Below are 18,518 nucleotides of genomic sequence, written 5' to 3' on the forward strand. Positions count from 1 at the left end.
GGGCAGTGGCAATCGTTCAGTGACTGGCCGGTTGAAGCCGCAGTGATGACACCGCTTTATTTGAACCAAAGCGGCGCGCTGGTACGCGCCGCACCCGAATCTAGCGATGCGTGGGCTGAATACACTTATGACCCCAGGCAGCCCACGCCCACCATCGGCGGGGCGGTGACATCAGGCGAACCGCTGATGACCGGTGGCGCCTTTGACCAGCGCGAGCGGAAGGGCTTTTTCGGCTCTGTCATGCCGGGACGCCCGCTCAAGGACCGGGCGGACGTATTGTCATTTGAGACACCGCCACTTGAGGAAGGTGTTACGGTGTCCGGGCCGTTGCAGGCGCGGTTGTGGGTATCAAGCGACTGTGTGGACACTGATTTTGTGGTGAAGCTGATAGATGTGCACCCCGCGTGCAAGGGTTTCCCCGACGGTTTTGCCATGAACATCAGCGACGGTATCCTGCGCGCGCGCTACCGTGACAGTTGGGACGCACCCGAACTGATGGAACCCGGCGCGGTGTATGAGATTGTGGTGGAGCTGTTTGCCACGGCCAACCTGTTCCGCAAAGGCCACCGTATACGCCTTGATATTGCCAGCAGCAACTTCCCGCACTTTGATATCAACCCCAACACGGGGGAGCATGAGGGCGCCTGGACGACGACAATTCGGGCACGCAACAAGGTTTTCATGGACGCGGCGCACCCCTCCTGCATTATGCTGCCCATCGTGGCAGCAGGGTGAAGGCACTATGAAAACGGAAATAGACATCCACAAGGCGGAGGAAGCGGCAAAGCCGCAGGCCGAGGCTATCAAAGCCGAAGCCCGCAGCAAAACCACCAACCCGATTGTGATCCTGCTTGGCATCCTGCTGCTGGCAATGGCGCTGACCTATGTGATTGATTCCGGCGCGTTTGAGCGTGAGGGCAAGCTGGTGGTGCCCGGCAGTTTTGAGGTCATGCCCAAGGACCGGTCGCCGATGAACCTGTTCGCGGTGCCGGGCGGGGAGGATAGGGCCGCCGCTCAGCCCGTCAGCCTCATTGGAACATTGATGGCGATCCCGAAGGGGCTGTCGCAGGCGTCCGGGCTTATTTTCATGGTGCTGATCATTGGCGGCATGTTTGGTATCCTGACCCGTGCGGGTGCGATCGACGCCGGGCTTGAAAGGCTACTCAGCGCCTTCAGGGGCAATATGTATGTGCTCGTGCCGGGGCTGATGCTGGTGTTCTCGGCGGGCAGTAGTTTTTTGGGCCTTGCGTCCGAATACCTGCTGATCATTCCCATTATGGCGGCGCTGGCCGAACGGCTGGGCATGGCGCGTATCATCGGGTTGGCGATCGTGACCGTGTCGGTCAAGGTGGGGTACCTGACATCTGTCACCAACCCCATCCCGCTTACCATTGCACAGCCGCTTGTGGGCTTGCAGATATTCAGCGGTGCCGGTTTCCGTTTTGCCTGCTATCTGGTTTTCCTTGTGGTGGGCATCGCCTTCATGATGCTGATGGTGCGGCGTGCGGGGTTTTCGCGGGCAGATGTGGTGAAATTCAGCGCGGCGAAGCTGTCGCTCCGGCATGCCCTTGCGCTTATGGTGCTTGTGGTGGGCGTGGGCATTGTTGTCTACGCCTCTAACCGCTGGCACTGGCACCATGACGCGCTGTCGGCCTATTATATCGGCCTCAGCATCGCGCTGGCGGTTGCCAGCGGGCTTGGCGCCAGCGAGGCGGCGGAAGCCTTCGTTTTTGGCATGAAAAAAGTGTTGATGGCCAGCGTGCTGATTGGCGTGGCGACGGCGGTGTCCATCGTGCTGGCGGAAGGGCAGGTGCTGGACACAGTGGTGAACGGCCTGACCAATATGGTGGGCGGCGGTGGCCCCATACTGGCGGCGCAGGGCATGTTTGTTTCACAGCTTTTGCTGGATTTTCTCATTCCGTCCACCTCCGGGCAGGCGGCGGTCAGTATGCCGATCCTTGGGCCTATCGGCCAGCTTTCGGGCGTACCAGCGCAAACGACCGTGCTGGCCTTCCTGTTTGGTAACGGGCTAACCAATATGCTGACACCGACATCGGGTACCTTGCTGGCCTATCTTGCCACCGCGCAGGTGGGCTGGGGCAAGTGGGCCAAGTTTATTTTCCCACTGTGGCTTTTGTTCGCGCTGATTGCCATGGTGCTGCTGACTGTGGCGGTTGAGGTCGGCTACTGATAGCCGACCTCGTACGAAGCTGCCGGATGGCTAGGCGACAAGGTCGACCCGGCCAATGTCACCAGCGTCAAGCCCGACAAGGAAAACCGAGTTTCCGCCGCCAAGGTCAACCATGAGGCCCATGGTGCCCTCTACTGTGGTTTGGCTTGAAGCCGCCGTAAGGCTTGCGGTGTCGGTGATGCCGTAGGCGGTGAGGTCAAGGTCGTCGTGCCGGGTGCTGAAGGCCACAACGATGTCATTACCGCTGGCCGCGTCAAAGACAAAGGTGTCACAGCCCAGGCTGCCGACCACCGTGTCGTCACCATCGCCGCCGTTCAGGGTATCATTGCCGAAGCCGGCAAACATCAGGTCGTCTCCGCTACCGCCTGAAAGCGCATCGTCGCCGACGCCGCCCCAAAGGGTATCGTCACCGCTGTCGCCGGTCAGAGTGTCGTCTCCCCAGCCGCCAAGTATGAGGTCAGCCCCCGCGTTGCCGACGAGCACATCATCGCCCCACTTTCCGTAAAGAATATCATCGCCCGCATTGCCGGTCAGGGTGTCGTCATGCCAGGTGCCGCACTGGACCGTGCCTTCAACCACTGTCACCACATCTGAGACATTGATGTTGTCAATGGCGACTGCGCCAGCCCTCGTGCCGCCCTCGTCGTCATAAGACAGCCGGATCTCGTCAACGTTGCCATAGGCGCTGCTGAAGGTGAACGTGCCATAGGGCAGGTTCGGGTCACCGGCATAGTCGCCGTCATAGGTATAGGTGATACCGCCACTTGAACTGCTGGTGGTCAGGTCGATGGTGGCGGAACCAACCAGCGCGCCGTCGCTGTAGATCGCGACCTCAAGGTTGGTTGCGCCGCTGGCGGCTTCAACATTGGCAAGCTGGAACGAGTCGAGCTGGAAGTTGGAACCATCGGTGGTACCGAACGAATAATTAAGCGCGGTTGTATTGTTCACATTGTCGTTCATGATGATGGCTTTGTCGCTGCTGGAACCCTCATCGGTGGTCAGACCGTTATCAAGCCCGTCACCGCTTGAAGCCACATACATGTCGACGCTGCCGTCGGTGGATGAAAAGGTCCAGTCGCTGCCGGGCGGTGTGGTGGCGCTGGTGTCGCTGTAATAAGAGTCGTAGCTGTTGAAATCTTCGTCTGACATTGTTTTCCCCCGAAGTGCTTGAGTAGGCAGACCCATCGTCTGCGCTTAGGTTTATTGCCCTAAACCTAAGCGGGATATATAACACCATATAGGTGATAAAATGCCAGTCTTTTTGATTTCTTCTTTAGTTTCTGCGGCACTCTGGGCGCGCGGTGAAGGCCTCGGATACGGGTTTTGTGTCCCGGATACAGGACTGAAGCGGAGCTATCTCATGGGATGTGGAACGGGGCGGCCATACCGCGCCCTGGTCCGGCGGCCGTAGCCATGTGGTGTCAACCGCCCCATATTTTGCACAGTGGGGGTGGTTTTTTGGGCCATAAAAACATTAACACGCTTGTGAGTGAATGTTTATTCTGCTAACCCCACTGAAGAGTTATTCAGGGAGAGGAGGGAAGGATGTCGCTTCTGGGGAAGAAAAGCGAAGATCCTGCTAATGGCGATGGGCCCCTGCCCAAACACCATAAAGCAACAAAGAACGAAAAGCTCGTTATTGTGGCGTCGTCGCTCGGCACCATGTTCGAGTGGTATGATTTTTATCTGTATGGTCTGCTGGCGACGTATATTTCCAGCCAGTTTTTCTCGGGCGTGAATGAAACAACCGCTTTCATTCTGGCGCTGGCCGCTTTTGCGGCGGGATTTGCGGTGCGGCCTTTCGGTTCGCTGGTTTTCGGCCGTATTGGTGACCTCGTAGGGCGTAAATACACCTTTCTGGTCACCATGGGGTTGATGGGGCTGTCCACCTTCGCTGTGGGGCTGCTGCCCAGTTATGAAACCATCGGCATCGCCGCGCCTATCATTCTTGTCGGCCTCAGGCTTTTGCAAGGTCTGGCGGTTGGTGGTGAGTATGGTGGTGCCGCCACCTATGTCGCCGAGCATGCCCCCAACGGCAAGCGTGGGCTTTATACCAGTTTTATCCAGACAACGGCGACGCTTGGTTTGATCGTCTCTCTGCTTCTGGTCATCGGGTTGCGTTCCCTGCTGGGGGAAGAAGCCTTTGCCGATTGGGGCTGGCGTATTCCGTTCCTTATTTCGGTGTTGCTTCTGGCTGTTTCGCTCTGGATCAGGATGCAGCTTGCAGAGAGCCCGGTGTTCCAGCGCATGAAAGCCGAGGGAAGAACATCGAAAGCCCCGATCAAGGAGGCGTTTGGCAAGTGGGTTAACCTCAAGTTTGCTTTGATTGCCCTTTTTGGTGCGGTCGCGGGGCAGGCTGTCATTGGCTATACGGGCCAGTTTTACACACTGTTCTATCTGGTGAAGGTGCTGAAGGTGGACCCGGGCACAGCCAATGTGTTGATTGCGATTGCGCTGGGTATTGGAACGCCATTCTTTGTCATCTTTGCCTGGTTGAGCGACAAGATCGGCCGTAAGCCCATCATCGTGACGGCTTGTTTGCTGGCGGCAATTTCATACTTCCCGGCTTTCAAGGCGCTCACATATGCTGCGAACCCGGCAATGGCCATGGCGGTTGAAAACTCTCCGGTGAAAGTGCTGGCGTATGATGACGACTGTTCCGTGCAGTTTGACCCGGTGGGCAGCAATAGTTTCGACACCACAAGCTGTGATATTGCCAAAACCTTCCTTGCCACAAGCGGGATCAACTATAGCAATCTGGAAGCGCAGAGAGGCAGCCAGGCGCAGGTGATTATTGGGGAGGCGGTTATAGAGGCGCCAAACCCTGCCGGGCTTTCTGATGATGAAAAGACCAAGGCGATCGAGGGCTTTCGTGCCCGCGTGAAGGCAGGTCTTGACGCCGCCGGTTATCCCGAGAGGGCAAACCCCGATGAAGTGAACAAACCACTGGTGGTGCTGATCCTTGTGGGGCTGATGATATTGGTGACGGCACCATATGCGCCGCTGGCGGCCCTGCTGGTGGAGTTGTTTCAGGCGCGTATCCGCTATACAGCGATGTCACTGCCCTACCATATAGGGAACGGCTGGTTTGGCGGCTTCCTGCCAAGTGCGGCGTTCGCGATGGTGGCGGCCACGGGTGATATCTACTATGGCCTTTGGTATCCGGTGGTGATCGCGGCCATGACTTTTGTTGTGGGGCTGTTGTTCCTGCCGGAAACCTTCCGCCGCGATATCGATGAATAAAGCTTCCGGAAAGAGCCACAGTTTGGGTCGGGGAACTTCCCCGGCCCTTTTCTTTTCTGTCCGCTGCCACTCATCTTTTCTGTCCGCTCCCGCTCATCTTTTCTGTCCGCTCCCGCTCAGGCGGTGCGCAGTGCATGTTCCAGCAAGTGGCGGAATGCGGCGGTAGCCTCCGCAACCTTGTCGGCTGGTACACAACGTTCATCGTCCTCGGCCACATGGTGATACCGGTGAATGCCAAAGACGCCAGCAACCAGCGGGTAGCCCGCCTCAATAACATTTGTCAGTTCCCCGGCTGAGAGCTGTTCGCTGGAATAGGGGGCCTCAAGCCCTACCTGTCCTTTGAAAAGTGCCTGTGCTTTGGCAAGCAGGCCGGGGCTTGTAACCAGAAAGCGCTGCGAGTCCGCGCCAGGCAGCGGCATTGGCTTGCCAAGAATGTCATGCCAGTCCCGCGCGGCGATATTGGCACCCAGATGCAGCCAAAACGCGGTTTCTGCCGGTTTGGGGGCGATGGCATGCAGGGCTTCTTCCGCGCCCAGATACTCATATTCATGTCCGCTGTTGCAGATAAAGGCGAGGTTGTAATCCCTCACGGCCGCGCCTGCCCACCGTGCAAGGTGCAGCCATGCCGCGATACCGGGCCCGCGCTCGCCCGCGCAGCCAAACCAGCCCGACCGCGGGGTTGAAACCGCGAGCCAGCGGCTTTTGCCCCGGTCCATGCGGGCGATAAAGTTGAATGCAGGCCTGCGGCCACCTTGCCCTGTCATGGTGAGGGTGGCTTCCTTGCCGTCAAGCGCGGCCTTGAAAAAAGGTGCTGCGTCATCGGGTGCCAGCAAGGTTATAGGTCCGTTATACATCGGTTTCTGACCATCAGTGTTGAGCGCGATAACTTTGCCTGATGGGCCATTGGTGACCACGACACAGGCAATGGCACCGCCTTTGAACGCGGCCTCTATAGGGGTGCGAACCGCTTGCCATAACATGGAAGACCACCTGCCAAACGGCAGGTCGACGAGAGCGATGGCCCCGTCAAGCGGGGTGTCTGCAAAGCCCGCCGCGTTCACCCGAACCAGCCGGCCGGTTACACCTTGTGCGCCGGTGGGGATAACAATGGGTTGGGGCCACACAGCGGCGCGGTTTTGGCCGGTGGTCAGCTCACATCGCTCAGGTGTGAAAAAGGGCGCGGACATTGTTTGTTTTTCAATGGCATAGCCCGCCTTCTCCAGCTCCGCCGCCATCCACTCGCCGCACGCATTGTCTCCTTCGCCGCCAGCCTGTTTGATGCCAAAGCTGATGTACCTATTGAGGTCTTCCTGTATCTGGATGGTGTCGGGCGGCGCGGGCGTGGCCGCGTGTGAGTAGGCACCTGCGGCTGCCTTTGCGCCGGTTGCCGCAGCAAGCGGAAGAAGCGCCGCCCCTGATATGAAATGACGCCGTGTTGTATCAGCCATTGCCTTAATCCTCCCCGCAGCAATATATTAACTCGCGTGTGAGTTTATATATATGGTACCGATGTGACAAGCGTCACGGGGACGTGCCGGTTGGGGGAGGACACAGGATGAAAACGCTACGCTATCGGGCTCTTTGGTTTCTTGTATTGCTTTGCACGCTGATCCCTTTCAGGGGTGTATTGGCGGGTGAACCGATTGCTGTGGTTTCGCAGGGGGCGCTTGCCGGCCGGTATGAAGATGGTCTTAATATCTTCAAAGGCATTCCTTATGCGGAGCCGCCAGTGGGTGAGCGCCGTTTTACAGCAACAAAGCCAGCGGCACCATGGGGCGGCACACGCCCTGCACTGGATTTTGGCGCGAGCTGTGTACAGCCGCCCTTGCCCGCCACCAGCCTGTATGCTGATGAGCCTGACGCAATGGACGAGGATTGCCTGACCCTGAACGTCTGGGCGCCAACCGCCGCAGAAAAGGCGCCAGTGATTGTCTGGATCTATGGTGGTGCGCTGCAGCGCGGCAGTAGCGCGGCCCCGATGTACGATGGTGCTGCCTTCGCCAGACGCGGCATTGTGTTTGTTTCCATCAACTACCGCCTTGGCGTTTTTGGCTGGCTTGCCCACCCTGAGCTGAGCGCGGAATCACCGCGTGGCGCTTCCGGTAATTATGGCCTTCTGGACCAGATCGAAGCGCTTAAGTGGGTGCGCACCAATATCAAAGCCTTTGGCGGTGACGCTGGAAACGTCACCATAATGGGCGAATCTGCCGGGGCGCTGAGCGTCAGCTATCTGCTGACGAGCCCGCTGGCGAACGGCCTGTTTGACAAGGCGATTGCAGAAAGCCCCAACATCCGTGCTGTGCCGAAATTGAAACAGGCAGGGTATGGCCTGCCGTCTGCTGAACAGTTTGGGTTGATGCTGGCCCGCAAGGTTGGTGCCGCTGACCTTCATGCCCTGCGGTCGATGGACGCGGTTGAGCTGGCCCTTGCCTCCATGAAGGCACGCTTTTGGGCGCAGGGCACTATTGATGGTTGGTCGCTTCCACGCCAGGTGGTAGACGTGTTTGACGCAGGTGCACAGGCACCGGTGCCGCTGCTGGCCGGGTTCAACAGCGGCGAGGTGCGGTCGCAGGCTATGTTTTTGCCGCCTGTGCCGGTAAGTGCCGAAGCCTATGAGGCAGAGATCAGCAAGCGGTATGGTGATCTCGCACCTGCGTTCCTGAAGGTTTATCCCGCGACCGATATGCGGGAAAGCATGCTCGCGACCTTAAGGGACGCGATATACGGTTGGGCGACTGAACGCATGGTGAAAAGCCAGTCAGATGCGGGCATACCGGCGTACCTCTATATTTTTGATCATTGCGATGACGCCGCAAAGGCGCGTGACCTGTGCGCCTTTCATGCCAGTGAGCTTCCCTATGTTTTTGGCCAGGTGGGGGAGGATGCCCAGTTGCCCACCAACTGGCCAAAGCCGATGGGCGCGGATGACAAGGCCCTGTCCGCCGCCATGATGGATTATTGGGTGAGTTTCGCCCGCAACGGCAAGCCCGCCAGTGGCGGTCATGACGCTTGGCTGACCTATGCGGAAGGGGAGGCTTATATGCGGTTTGAGACGCACCCCATCGCCGCCCAGAACCCAGTGCCGGGCATGTTTGAAATGCAAGAAGAGTTGGTTGCACGCCGCCGCGCCGCCGGGCAACAGTGGTTTATCAATGTCGGCCTCACGGCAAACCCGGTGCCTGGCCCTGCCGAGGCGGTGCAGTAAGGACCGTGACGGGTGTAAAAATATGCGCTGCGATGTGGCTGTGAGACCACTTCTGCCATGCTGATGTAGGCATAAGGCGCAGAAAACAGGCAGTTTTTCTTCATTTTATGTTTATTCACACGCGTGAGAGTGAATATTGACGAACCCTTCAGGACGTGCCATGATCTCACGGTGTCGACATTTCCGATCGGCACGGGAAGGGGAGGAAATATGAAAGGTTTTCTATTCGCCGCAGCATGCGCTGCTGCGGTGACCGCTGGCTCAACCATTGCCTACGGTCAAGCTGCTGATCTGGAAGGGGATGAGCAGGAAGAAGCAAAAGCCAAGGCGAGCGACCTTGAGCTACAAGAAATCATCGTTACCGCCACACGGCGGAACGCGCGTCTGCAGGACGTACCTTTGAGTGTGACTGCATTTACACAAAGTAAGTTGTCTGAAGAAGGTGTCGTTGGGTATGAGGGAATCGCACACCTGACGCCTGGGGTGGTGATGAACAAACCTACCCAGAACTTCAACAACTTTACCGCACGCGGTATTGCCACCAACGGTTACGGTGCCAACCTGCAAAGTACGGTCGCTATCTATATTGATGAATTGCCAATTTCGGCAAACGGCAACTCCACGATCCTTGACCCCAATCTCTATGATGTTGAACGGGTCGAATTCCTTCGCGGTCCCCAGGGCACGCTTTTTGGTTCGGGTTCGCTTGCTGGCGCAATGCGTATCCTTACCAAAAAGCCTGACCTTGACGAGTTCGATATGTCGGTGCTGGTAGACTATGGCCTGACAGGCTCGGACTCGCTTCGTCAACGCTATAACGGCATGGTCAATGTGCCGCTTGTTGAAGACAAGCTGGGCCTGCGCGTTGTTGGTTTTTACCGGAATGAAGACGGCTATGTTGACAATACCGGTACAGGGATTGAAAACTCCAACTCGCTGAAAGACTGGGGCGGTCGCGCGGTCTTGCTGTGGGAGCCGACAGACCGGCTGTCTGTCAAGCTTCTGGCAAGTCATGAGGATAGCTACCCTGAGGATTCGTCACTTATTGACCCGAATCTCAGCGAAGACCGCGAAACCCGCTACTCAGAGCGCCCTGATCTTTTCACCGGCATCCTGACAAGCTATAACGCAACCGTCGATTATCAGTTTGACGGTGCGCATTTCACAAGCTCGACCACCTATTCCGACTTTGATCAGCAGTTCTTTGTCGACCTTGCAAACACGTTTGCTTTCACCATTCCGTTCCGCCTGGACGCCGCAGCTTATGACAAGATTTTTGTCGAGGAAGCTCGCCTTGTTTCAGACAACAGCAGCAACTGGGAATGGGTGCTTGGCGGTTTCTACTACTACAAACGCCGTGATGTGGACTTTGCGTATAGGGCCTCTGACGAGTTCCTGTCGGACCGTGGTCTGACCGGTTTGCCGAACGATACCTACACGCAGTTTTACAATCACACCAACATCCACGAGTTGGCCGGGTTCGGCGAGTTGACATACCGCTTCTCGGACAGTCTCTGGGTTACCGGCGGCTTGCGTTATGGTGGCACCAAGGTGCAGACCATCACGGAAGACGGCGGGTATCAAAGTAACTATCTGACAGCGGCCCTTACCGGATATTCCGGCCCGCTGACCGTTGCACCGGTTCTGGCGGCGGAAGGAGAGAAGGCATCGGCCAGTCGCTTTGCTTACAAGGGCAGTATTTCCTATAAGCCAGCGGACAACATTACCACCTATGCCACGATTTCAACGGGTTTCCGTACGCCGATCGTGAATGCCCGTGCGGGTGCGCCAAGCCTGAATGACCCGAATGATATTATCATTCCTGATGGTGCATCGTCCGATAAGCTGATCAACTATGAAGTCGGCCTTAAAGGGTCGTGGCTGGACGGAAAGTTCACCGCCAACCTCGCGGCCTACATCATTGACTGGAAGAACATACAGGTGCAGGCGAACCGGGTGTCTGATTCTGTCCAGTTCGCAACCAACATTGGTGCGGCGCGCAGTAAGGGGATTGAGTTTGAGTTCTTCATGAACCCGGCGGACGGGCTGACCATGAGCCTGAACGGGTCCTTTAACGATGCGAAGGTGACAGACCTGACACCTGAAGAAGCTGCGTTTTCCGGCGCGGTTCAGGGTGCACGGCTTGCATCACCGCATTTTCAGGGCTCTGCCCTTGTTAAATATGCGTTTGATGTGGGTGATGCAGCGCGGGGTTATGTATCAACGACAGTCACACACGTGGGTTCATTCCCTGGCCTGTTTCAGTATGTGGCTGGCCAGCCTGGCGTTGAACAGCCAACCTATGACTACACCGAAAGCTTTGAGAACGTGAATGTTCATGTCGGCTACGAGAAGGACACATGGTCCCTTGTCGCTTATGTGCAAAACCTGTTTGACGATCATTCGATTACCTACGTTCACCCAGAGGCCTTTATTGCGAGCCGCTACGGTACATTGCGGCCGCGCACCATTGGTCTGAGGTTCAGCTACGAATACTAGTGTTCGCTAAGCTTCCTCAAACCGGGCTCGCGCATGGAGCCCCATGGTTCCGGCCCCGTGGCATTTGCTGCGGGGCCGGGCCAGCCTCGCTCGCTTAAGAAACTAGACCGGAGACCAGAACAAATGTTCCTGCAAATCAATTTTAAGCTCTTGGTGCGTGGTGCGGCTATCGCTCTTGCCGGCGGGCTCGGTGTTTCAACGACAGTGCTCAGTGCAGACCCGGTTATTGAGATGCCCGCTGGTGCGGTCCGTGGTGACAGCCGTGGTGATGTGCATATCTTCAAGGGCATTCCCTATGCGGCGGCACCGGTTGGTGACGCGCGCTGGAAAGCGCCCGCAGATGCGCCTGTTTGGGACGACGTGAAAGACGCGACTGATTTTGGCCCGGCCTGCCTGCAGCCCGTACGCACCACAGGCAGCATTTATGCTGATGACATTGGTGACATGAGCGAAGACTGCCTCAACCTTAATGTCTGGGCACCAAAGAATGCTGAAAAGGCCGGGGTTTTTGTCTGGATTCATGGGGGTGCACTTAGAAGCGGCGCCAGCAGCCAGAGCATGTATGACGGCGCGCGCCTTGCAGAGAAAGGCATCGTTGTTGTCTCCATCAACTACCGCCTTGGTGTTCTCGGGTATCTCGCGCATCCGGCGTTGAGCGCAGAAACACCTGATAATATTTCAGGAAACTATGGCCTGCTTGACCAGATCAAGGCGCTTGAGTGGGTGAGAGACAATATCTCGGCCTTCGGGGGTGACCCCGACAATGTCACTATCGCGGGCGAAAGCGCTGGTGCGCTGAGCGTGATGTACCTGATGGCGTCACCGCCTGCCCGCGGGCTTTTTCATAAAGCCGTGGCGCAAAGCGCCTATATGATCACCACGCCTGAGCTGCGTGAAAACAGGTTTGGCCAGATACCGGGTGAAGCCATAGGTACATGGCTTATGGGTAAATTGGGAGCCGCTGACCTGAAAGACCTGCGCGCGATGGACGCAGCGGCGCTGACAAACGAAGCCCCCAAGACCGGTTACGCGCCCTTTGGCACCGTTGACGGCAAAGTGCTGCCGCGCCAGCTTGTGGACGTGTTTGACCGGGGCGAGCAAGCGCCGGTCCCCATAATCACGGGCTTCAACAGCGGTGAGATCCGCTCGCTCAGGTTCCTGATGCCGCCCAAGCCGGAAAGTGCGGAGGCTTATGAGGCCGCGATCCGTACGGGGTACAGTGAGCTTGCAGATGCTTTTCTGGCGCAATATCCGGCGACTGACCTTGAAGAAAGCATGCTCGCCATAACGCGGGACGGTATGTACGGCTGGACGGCTGAACGGCTGGTTGCCAAGCAAACCGAACTAGGCGTGCCTGCCTATCTTTATATCTTTGATCACGGCTATCCGGCGGCAGATAAAATGGGCCTGCATGCCTTTCACGCCAGTGAACTTCCCTATGTTTTTGGCACCTGGAAAAAGACAGCACCGCTATGGCCCAAGGTAGCGGGCAACACGGCAGACCTCAAAACCATATCCGGGATGATGGGCTATTGGTCGTCGTTTACCCGTGACGGTGTTCCGCGCGCGGACGACCACCCTGACTGGCAGCCTTATGCGCATAGCGAAGCCTATATGTATTTTGCCGATGTACCCCGTGCGGCACATGAACTTCTGCCCGGTATGTATGAATTGCATGAGGAGGTGGTGTGTCGCCGGCGCGCCAAAGGTGATGTTTCCTGGAACTGGAATATCGGCATCATCTCGCCCCCCTTGCCAGCCAAGAGTACGGAGTGTCCATGAACGACGGCGCCATGCAGCCCTTTGCGCTGACCCTTGAGAAATTTCTAGACCACGCCGCCAAATGGCATCCGGATACCGAAGTTGTCACCGCGACTGCGGGCGGTGAGGTGACCCGCGTCGGATATGCAGAACTTCATACGCGTGCGCGTCAGGTCTCTGCCCTTCTGGCCAGCTTTGGTGTACGGGCAGGGCAGCATGTTGCCACGCTTGCCTGGAACAGCCAGTCTCATGTCGAGATATGGTATGGCACCATGGGCATGGGGGCTGTATGCCATACCCTGAACCCACGGCTGACCGCTGAGCAGTTGGCCGCCATGCTGGTGCAGTCGAAGGCGCGTGTGCTTGCGGTGAGTGCAGACCTTGTGCCGCTCGCGAGGGCTGTGTGTACACTGTCGCCACAGATATCGGATGTCATCGTCATAGACGGTGACGCCGCTGAGTGGCGCAGCGACTGCAGCAGCCTTGAGATTCATGGCTTGGCGGAAGCGTGCCCTAAGAGCGGGGAAGTGAGCGCCCGGTGGGGTGACTTTGACGAAACTGCGCCATGTGGTCTTTGTTTCACATCCGGCACGACGGGTGCGCCCAAAGGGGTCACCTATACCCACCGGTCAAGCTATCTCCATACCCTGCGGCTGCTGCAGGCTGATGTTATTGGCCTGACTGCAGCGGATGTTGTGCTGCCGGTTGTACCCATGTTTCATGCCAACGCCTGGGGCCTTCCGTTTGCGGCTCCGGCTGCGGGGGCAAAGCTTGTGCTGCCTGGCCGGCTGGCAGACGGTGCCAGCCTTGCGCGGCTGATCGTGGAGGAAAATGTCACGATAGCCGTGGGTGTGCCCACTGTATGGGTGGGGCTTGCTGATCATCTGGATAAGGTCGGCGGTGAGTTGCCGTCGCTCAGGCGTATCATCGTTGGCGGCGCGCAAATGCCCCCAGCGCTGATGGACCGAATTGAACGCCGCCTTGGTGTCGCAGTGCAGACAAGCTGGGGCATGACCGAGCTTTCACCGTCTGGCACCTTCGCGTCACCCCATGATACCAACCGGCAGCCAAGCCTTTCCGGCAGGCCCGCCGTTGGTGTAGACCTGCTGCTTACAGACGAGTTTGGCAAAACGCTGCCAGACCAGCGCAACACCGAGGGGCACCTGCGCGTGAAGGGCGCGGCGGTGATCGAACGCTATTTCGGGGACAGCGAGAGCGCTGTAGATGAAAATGGCTGGTTCGATACCGGTGATCTGGCCCGCATTGATGACAAGGGCAATCTCACCATTACTGGCAGGTCGAAGGATCTGATCAAGTCGGGCGGTGAATGGATTAATCCAGCGGAAATTGAGGCTGTGATTGGCGCAATCCCTGAGGTATCTTTCGCTGCGGTGATTGGCCGCGCTGACGAAAAGTGGGGCGAGCGGCCCGTGTTGCTTGTGGAAATGCGGGATGCAAAGGCGCTCAGCGATGAAGAGATTCTGCAACCGCTTAATGGGCGTGTCGCGTCATGGTGGATGCCGGATGATGTGGTGCGGCTGACACAGATGCCGCTTGCACCAACCGGCAAAGTAGACAAAATGCGCCTAAGATTGGATTATGGCGGAAACTGATGGCGCCCCTTATATAAAAGCGTGGGATCAGGTTCTGAATTACGGATTGAAAGGCGATAGAGTGTCCGCAACGACAAAAACTTCAGGTAAGCGACAGGTCAAGGAGCAGCAACGCGCCGAAAAGATCGAACAGATTCTTGATGCGGCGGAATACCTGTTTTCCAAGCATGGTCTGCATGGGGTGACCCTGAAGGATGTGGCAAAGCGTGTCGGCGCACACCATACCCTGCTGAACTATTATTTTAACGACAAGAAAACCCTGTTCGATGCCGTTTTTGCCCGGCGCGCGGTTGTGACCAGTGAACGCCGTATGAAAATGCTGGACGAATACGACAAGGCAACAAATGGCAAACCCACGGTCGAGGGTGCGCTCAGGGCTTTTCTTGATACCGACCTTGACCTCTACATTGAGGGTGGCGAAGGTTGGCGCAACTATGCGGCCCTGGGTGCGCAGGTAGCAAACACGCCGGAATGGGGCGCTGAAACGATGGACAGGCACTTCGACCCGGTGGTGCTGCGCCTGATCGGGCTGCTCAAAAAAGCCCTGCCGGATTGCTCTGACGAGGACATCTTCTGGGGCTATCATTTTGTCACCGGGGCGCTCATGCTCACGCTGGCGCGGACAGGGCGGATTGACAAGCTCTCGGGCGGTATCTGTCGGTCGGAGGATTTCGCAGCGGTGAAAAAACGCATGTCCGCATTTATGGCGGGTGGTTTTCTCACCATCTGCAAGCAAACAAAAGAAGAGCGCCAATAATTATCCGGTAATCATCCGGTAGTTACCCTGCGTGGCTTGGCCCCGCGCTTCTGTTTCCCAAAGGTCGCACGTCAGGTGCTGGCGCCCTAGGGCTGGGAAACTTTCCACGCGGTGACGGGTGACCATCGACCATTCCAGAGCAAGGACCGGCACGCCAGCGGGATAGGCATGTGCCTGTGCTATTCGGTCGGGTCCTTGCTTGCACTACGCCACCTTCCCTCGATGATTTTCGTCAGCCATGATAGTTGAAACCGAGGAGATTCCAGTAGGCGTAGAACCAGACCATGAAGAGGCCAGCTAATGTAACCATACTGAAGCGGAGGCGGGCAAACACGCTGCCCAGTGCTGCGTCCTGCCACACGCGGTAGGCGGTGAAGGCATGATAGGCTGCTGCGACCGTGGCTAGAAGCGGGAACACCAGCGCAAATTTGAGTGTGGCAGGTAGCGCATAGGTTAGCGCCTGTTCACCCGCGCTGATGCCCAGATACCCGAAAAGGACAAACAACAGGTTGGCAAATGCCAGAGCAACCGAGGCACGGAGGGCGGTTTTGGCCAGACCTTCTGCCGTCCGGTAATCACGGAAGCGGTACAGAAGTTTCAACACAATACCAACGAATAGCAGGAGCGATAAGCCAACCCAGGTTTGGATGAAGCTCCAGGTTTCATAGAATGGTGCTTTGTAGAACTGCATGACGCCGGTGCCATCAATCACATAACCGGTGATGTCCCCATCCGCGTCTTCCTGAAAGGCAATGCGTCCGTAGTCGTCCACTTGCCGGAAAAGGTTTTTATCTACCTCCGCGTATCGCTTGCCCGAGATCAGCAGCGTGTTGTCTGGCATGGGTATGACAGGGCTGCCGCCAAGCGCACGTGTAATGCTTTCCGCCATGGTGAAGTTGTTCCGCCAACTGTGGTAGGTGCCCGCGTATTTCCCGGCCCGCGCTGCAAAGTCCTCAGGCGGCGCGATAGTGAGTATGTCACGCGGAAAAAATTCGTCATAGAAGGCTTTCACAAACGCTGTATGCGTTGCGCGCGCACCGGGGCCTGAGAAGGAGGAGAAAAGCATCATGTCCTCTTTGAACGACAGGCCAAAGTGAGACAGGAAGATGGTGGTGCCGCCGTCGTGGCCGAAGTTGGCCAGATCATCCGGGCCATAGCGACGCTTGAGGAAGCCAAGCCCGATGCCGCGCACCCGTGGGTCGTGCGTGAAGCCTTCGTTCAGGATCTGCTGCATAGTCTCGGGCTTCAGGATACGGTTGCCGTCAAGGCTGCCACCGTTCAGAAGCGCTTGAGCAAAGAGCGACATGTCATAGGCCGTGGCGGCCAGCGATCCCGCCGGGCCGAAGTTGGAAATAATCTCGTAGTTCTGTTCATGGTATTTGCCTGCACCGTACCCATATGCCTTGGCCATGTGTGGCTCGAACTTTTTCGGTAGCGGTTCGCGGAAGGTCGCGTTGTTCATGCCGAGAACGTCGAAAATATGTGTTTCAATATAGTCGTTATAGTCCATGCCCGAGACATTTTGCACGATCAGCCCTGCAAGGGCTGACCCCCAGTTGGAATAACCGGTGTGTTCGCCCGGTGGATTGATGCGTGCGGGCTGGTACCTCTCCAGCGATTGAGCGAGCGGCATGATACGGCTCGCGTCATCCATGATGAGATAACCGAGGCCACCAGCCTCAAAACCCGCAGTATGGGTCATGATGTGGCGCAAGGTCACCGGTTGGCCGGGCCACGTATCCCTGACCTGAAAGGTGTTGAGGTAGGTATTGACGTCTGCATCAAGGTCGAGCTTGCCTTGTTCAACAAGCTGCATCACGGCGACCCACGTGAAGAGCTTGGAGATAGACCCCGGCCGCACAAGGCTGTTTTCCGCATCCATAGGGATACGGTTGTCTACATCCTGATAGCCGTATCCCTTGGCGAAGATCATATCTCCGCCTTTCATCAGGGCTACAACGCCTGATGGGCTGTGGTTCGCCGCCATGGTGGGTTTCACCAGGCCGTCCACAAAGGCTTCGACAACTCTGGCGTCGGTCACATCTGGTACTTGGGATTGCGCTGCCAGCGGACCTGTAAGGCCAAGCCCCATCATCAGCGCGGTTATCGTTCGCAGGAGTGGGGCACTTCTAGTCATTTTTCTGGCTCCTCTCAGCCACTTGCAGGACCACGTCACGGATATGCGGGATGGTGACTTCGGCGTATTTGCGTTCAATGATCAGGCTCATATGGTCAGCCCCGGGAATGGTCACGCGCTTACTGTTGGTGGACAAACCTTCCATTTCAGTATGCAGGCCTTGCAGGATGCGGGTTATGCGTTCGGGGTTGATCTCGTCTGGCCATCCCTCGCCAGACTGCGGTTTGCCGGCGCTGATGATGGTGAAAGGCATATCGCCCAAGGTTTTGTTGGCGTCAGCCTGCTTGGCGGCCAGTTCAAAATCGCGAAACTCGGCCAGAAAAGCGGTATATGTCTTTCCCTGTTTGCCAAGGTAGGTGAGTTGATCCTGTATGTCGGAGGGGTACTCAGCGATTGGCGTGTGTTCCACACCCTGTTCAAGCGGGTTAAATAATTCCACATAACCCGTCGCAATTAACAGGCGAAGCGGCTTTAACTGGGCTTCAAGGCCGGGCAGGAATTTAGCATTGTCGATGCCCATGGCCGCGCCTTGCCCCGGATGGCTGGGGTCCAGCAGCACAAGCCCGCTGACATCTTCAGGGTAGCGTTCGATATAGTCGCGGTTATAGAGGCCTGCGACCGAGTGGCCGACAAAAACGAACGGTTTTTTGATCCCTGCCTTGTCAAGAAGCGTGTGCAAGGCTTCGTTGATATTCTTGGCATCCCGCGGAAGCCCGCTTTCCTCGCTCCAGCCGATACCCGGGCGGTCATAGGTACAGACCCGTGTGGTTTTTGCCACCCCTGCCTGTATCCAGTGAAAAAGCGACGATGCTTCGCCAGACCCGGTTTCAACCACGACAGTTGGCAAATCGGTCTTTTGTCCTGTGCAGTGGATGTGCAGGCTATAGCCGCCTACGTCAAACATCTCACCCGGGGCAGGTATATTGCGGGCAGTTAGCTTTAGCGTCAGCCCCACCGCGATTGGGATTGCGACAATAACGCCCAGTGCAATTCCTGTGATCTTGATGATTTTTTTCATGTGTTTTCTCCAGCCGTCGGGGTGGAGGTGGCGCTCTTCCGTGGAAAAGAGAACACCACCTCCGGGGCGCAACTGCCCGCGTGGGACAGGCAGC

The 18,518-nt window shown here is 57.3% G+C and carries 12 protein-coding genes; 8 read left to right on the plus strand and 4 right to left on the minus strand.

Translation table 11 applies throughout. From position 1 onward, the window contains the following. Both ACN0VM_RS16105 and ACN0VM_RS16110 read left to right on the plus strand, forming a co-directional pair. Nucleotides 1-735, plus strand: a 735-nt coding sequence (locus tag ACN0VM_RS16105; RefSeq protein WP_417451919.1) for a CocE/NonD family hydrolase, incomplete at its 5' end; no start/stop codon positions are given. 7 nt (nucleotides 736-742) lie between these two features. After that, entirely contained in the window at nucleotides 743-2,191 is a 1,449-nt protein-coding gene (locus tag ACN0VM_RS16110; protein WP_417451920.1) for a YfcC family protein, read from the plus strand. 30 nt (nucleotides 2,192-2,221) lie between these two features. Here ACN0VM_RS16110 and ACN0VM_RS16115 read toward each other — a convergent pair whose 3' ends face one another. Next, complete coding sequence (locus ACN0VM_RS16115) at nucleotides 2,222-3,340, minus strand: calcium-binding protein (RefSeq protein ID WP_417451921.1); 1,119 nt, start codon at nucleotides 3,338-3,340, stop codon at nucleotides 2,222-2,224. A gap of 396 nt (nucleotides 3,341-3,736) precedes the next feature. Between ACN0VM_RS16115 and ACN0VM_RS16120 the strand changes: the two genes are divergently transcribed. Continuing rightward, nucleotides 3,737-5,434, plus strand: coding sequence for an MFS transporter (locus ACN0VM_RS16120; RefSeq protein ID WP_417451922.1), 1,698 nt, complete (start codon nucleotides 3,737-3,739; stop codon nucleotides 5,432-5,434). A gap of 116 nt (nucleotides 5,435-5,550) precedes the next feature. On the opposite strand, the gene ACN0VM_RS16125 is transcribed toward ACN0VM_RS16120, so the two are convergent. Beyond that, nucleotides 5,551-6,882, minus strand: a complete 1,332-nt coding sequence (locus tag ACN0VM_RS16125) for a hypothetical protein (RefSeq protein ID WP_417451923.1) — start codon at nucleotides 6,880-6,882, stop codon at nucleotides 5,551-5,553. A 107-nt stretch (nucleotides 6,883-6,989) separates the two neighbouring features. On the opposite strand from ACN0VM_RS16125, the gene ACN0VM_RS16130 reads away from it, so the two are divergent. The 5 genes from ACN0VM_RS16130 to ACN0VM_RS16150 all read left to right on the plus strand — a co-directional run bounded on the left by ACN0VM_RS16130 (nucleotide 6,990) and on the right by ACN0VM_RS16150 (nucleotide 15,269). Next, the gene (locus tag ACN0VM_RS16130; RefSeq protein WP_417451924.1) at nucleotides 6,990-8,639 is read left to right on the plus strand and encodes a carboxylesterase/lipase family protein; all 1,650 of its coding nucleotides are present in this window, start codon (nucleotides 6,990-6,992) and stop codon (nucleotides 8,637-8,639) included. 210 nt (nucleotides 8,640-8,849) lie between these two features. Next, complete coding sequence (locus ACN0VM_RS16135) at nucleotides 8,850-11,138, plus strand: TonB-dependent receptor (protein ID WP_417451925.1); 2,289 nt, start codon at nucleotides 8,850-8,852, stop codon at nucleotides 11,136-11,138. 123 nt (nucleotides 11,139-11,261) lie between these two features. Further along, nucleotides 11,262-12,920 carry a carboxylesterase/lipase family protein gene (locus tag ACN0VM_RS16140; RefSeq protein WP_417451926.1) on the plus strand — a complete coding sequence of 553 codons (1,659 nt, stop codon included), beginning with the start codon at nucleotides 11,262-11,264 and terminating at the stop codon, nucleotides 12,918-12,920. Beyond that, nucleotides 12,917-14,512, plus strand: coding sequence for an AMP-binding protein (locus ACN0VM_RS16145; RefSeq protein ID WP_417451927.1), 1,596 nt, complete (start codon nucleotides 12,917-12,919; stop codon nucleotides 14,510-14,512). Before ACN0VM_RS16140 ends, ACN0VM_RS16145 begins: the two co-directional genes overlap by 4 nt. A 124-nt stretch (nucleotides 14,513-14,636) precedes the next feature. Continuing rightward, nucleotides 14,637-15,269 (plus strand): TetR/AcrR family transcriptional regulator, encoded by a 633-nt coding sequence (locus ACN0VM_RS16150; protein ID WP_417451940.1) that lies wholly within the window; start codon nucleotides 14,637-14,639, stop codon nucleotides 15,267-15,269. A 232-nt stretch (nucleotides 15,270-15,501) separates the two neighbouring features. Here the strand turns inward: ACN0VM_RS16150 and ACN0VM_RS16155 are convergent, their stop codons facing one another. Beyond that, nucleotides 15,502-17,406: a serine hydrolase domain-containing protein gene (locus ACN0VM_RS16155; protein ID WP_417451928.1), complete on the minus strand. Its 1,905-nt coding sequence runs from the start codon at nucleotides 17,404-17,406 to the stop codon at nucleotides 15,502-15,504. Then, complete coding sequence (locus tag ACN0VM_RS16160; RefSeq protein ID WP_417451929.1) at nucleotides 17,399-18,424, minus strand: alpha/beta hydrolase; 1,026 nt, start codon at nucleotides 18,422-18,424, stop codon at nucleotides 17,399-17,401. Before ACN0VM_RS16160 ends, ACN0VM_RS16155 begins: the two co-directional genes overlap by 8 nt. Nucleotides 18,425-18,518 lie beyond the last annotated feature (94 nt).

This window comes from Kordiimonas sp. (assembly GCF_048260245.1).
Lineage (GTDB): Bacteria > Pseudomonadota > Alphaproteobacteria > Sphingomonadales > Kordiimonadaceae > Kordiimonas.

Excerpts from the sequence above, each read along its gene's own strand:
- ACN0VM_RS16110 (WP_417451920.1), top strand. The coding sequence starts at position 743 with ATGAAAACGGAAATAGACATCCACAAGGCGGAGGAAGCGGCAAAGCCG.
- ACN0VM_RS16115 (WP_417451921.1), bottom strand. The coding sequence starts at position 3,340 with ATGTCAGACGAAGATTTCAACAGCTACGACTCTTATTACAGCGACACC.
- ACN0VM_RS16120 (WP_417451922.1), top strand. The coding sequence starts at position 3,737 with ATGTCGCTTCTGGGGAAGAAAAGCGAAGATCCTGCTAATGGCGATGGG.
- ACN0VM_RS16125 (WP_417451923.1), bottom strand. The coding sequence starts at position 6,882 with ATGGCTGATACAACACGGCGTCATTTCATATCAGGGGCGGCGCTTCTT.
- ACN0VM_RS16130 (WP_417451924.1), top strand. The coding sequence starts at position 6,990 with ATGAAAACGCTACGCTATCGGGCTCTTTGGTTTCTTGTATTGCTTTGC.
- ACN0VM_RS16135 (WP_417451925.1), top strand. The coding sequence starts at position 8,850 with ATGAAAGGTTTTCTATTCGCCGCAGCATGCGCTGCTGCGGTGACCGCT.
- ACN0VM_RS16140 (WP_417451926.1), top strand. The coding sequence starts at position 11,262 with ATGTTCCTGCAAATCAATTTTAAGCTCTTGGTGCGTGGTGCGGCTATC.
- ACN0VM_RS16145 (WP_417451927.1), top strand. The coding sequence starts at position 12,917 with ATGAACGACGGCGCCATGCAGCCCTTTGCGCTGACCCTTGAGAAATTT.
- ACN0VM_RS16155 (WP_417451928.1), bottom strand. The coding sequence starts at position 17,406 with ATGACTAGAAGTGCCCCACTCCTGCGAACGATAACCGCGCTGATGATG.
- ACN0VM_RS16160 (WP_417451929.1), bottom strand. The coding sequence starts at position 18,424 with ATGAAAAAAATCATCAAGATCACAGGAATTGCACTGGGCGTTATTGTC.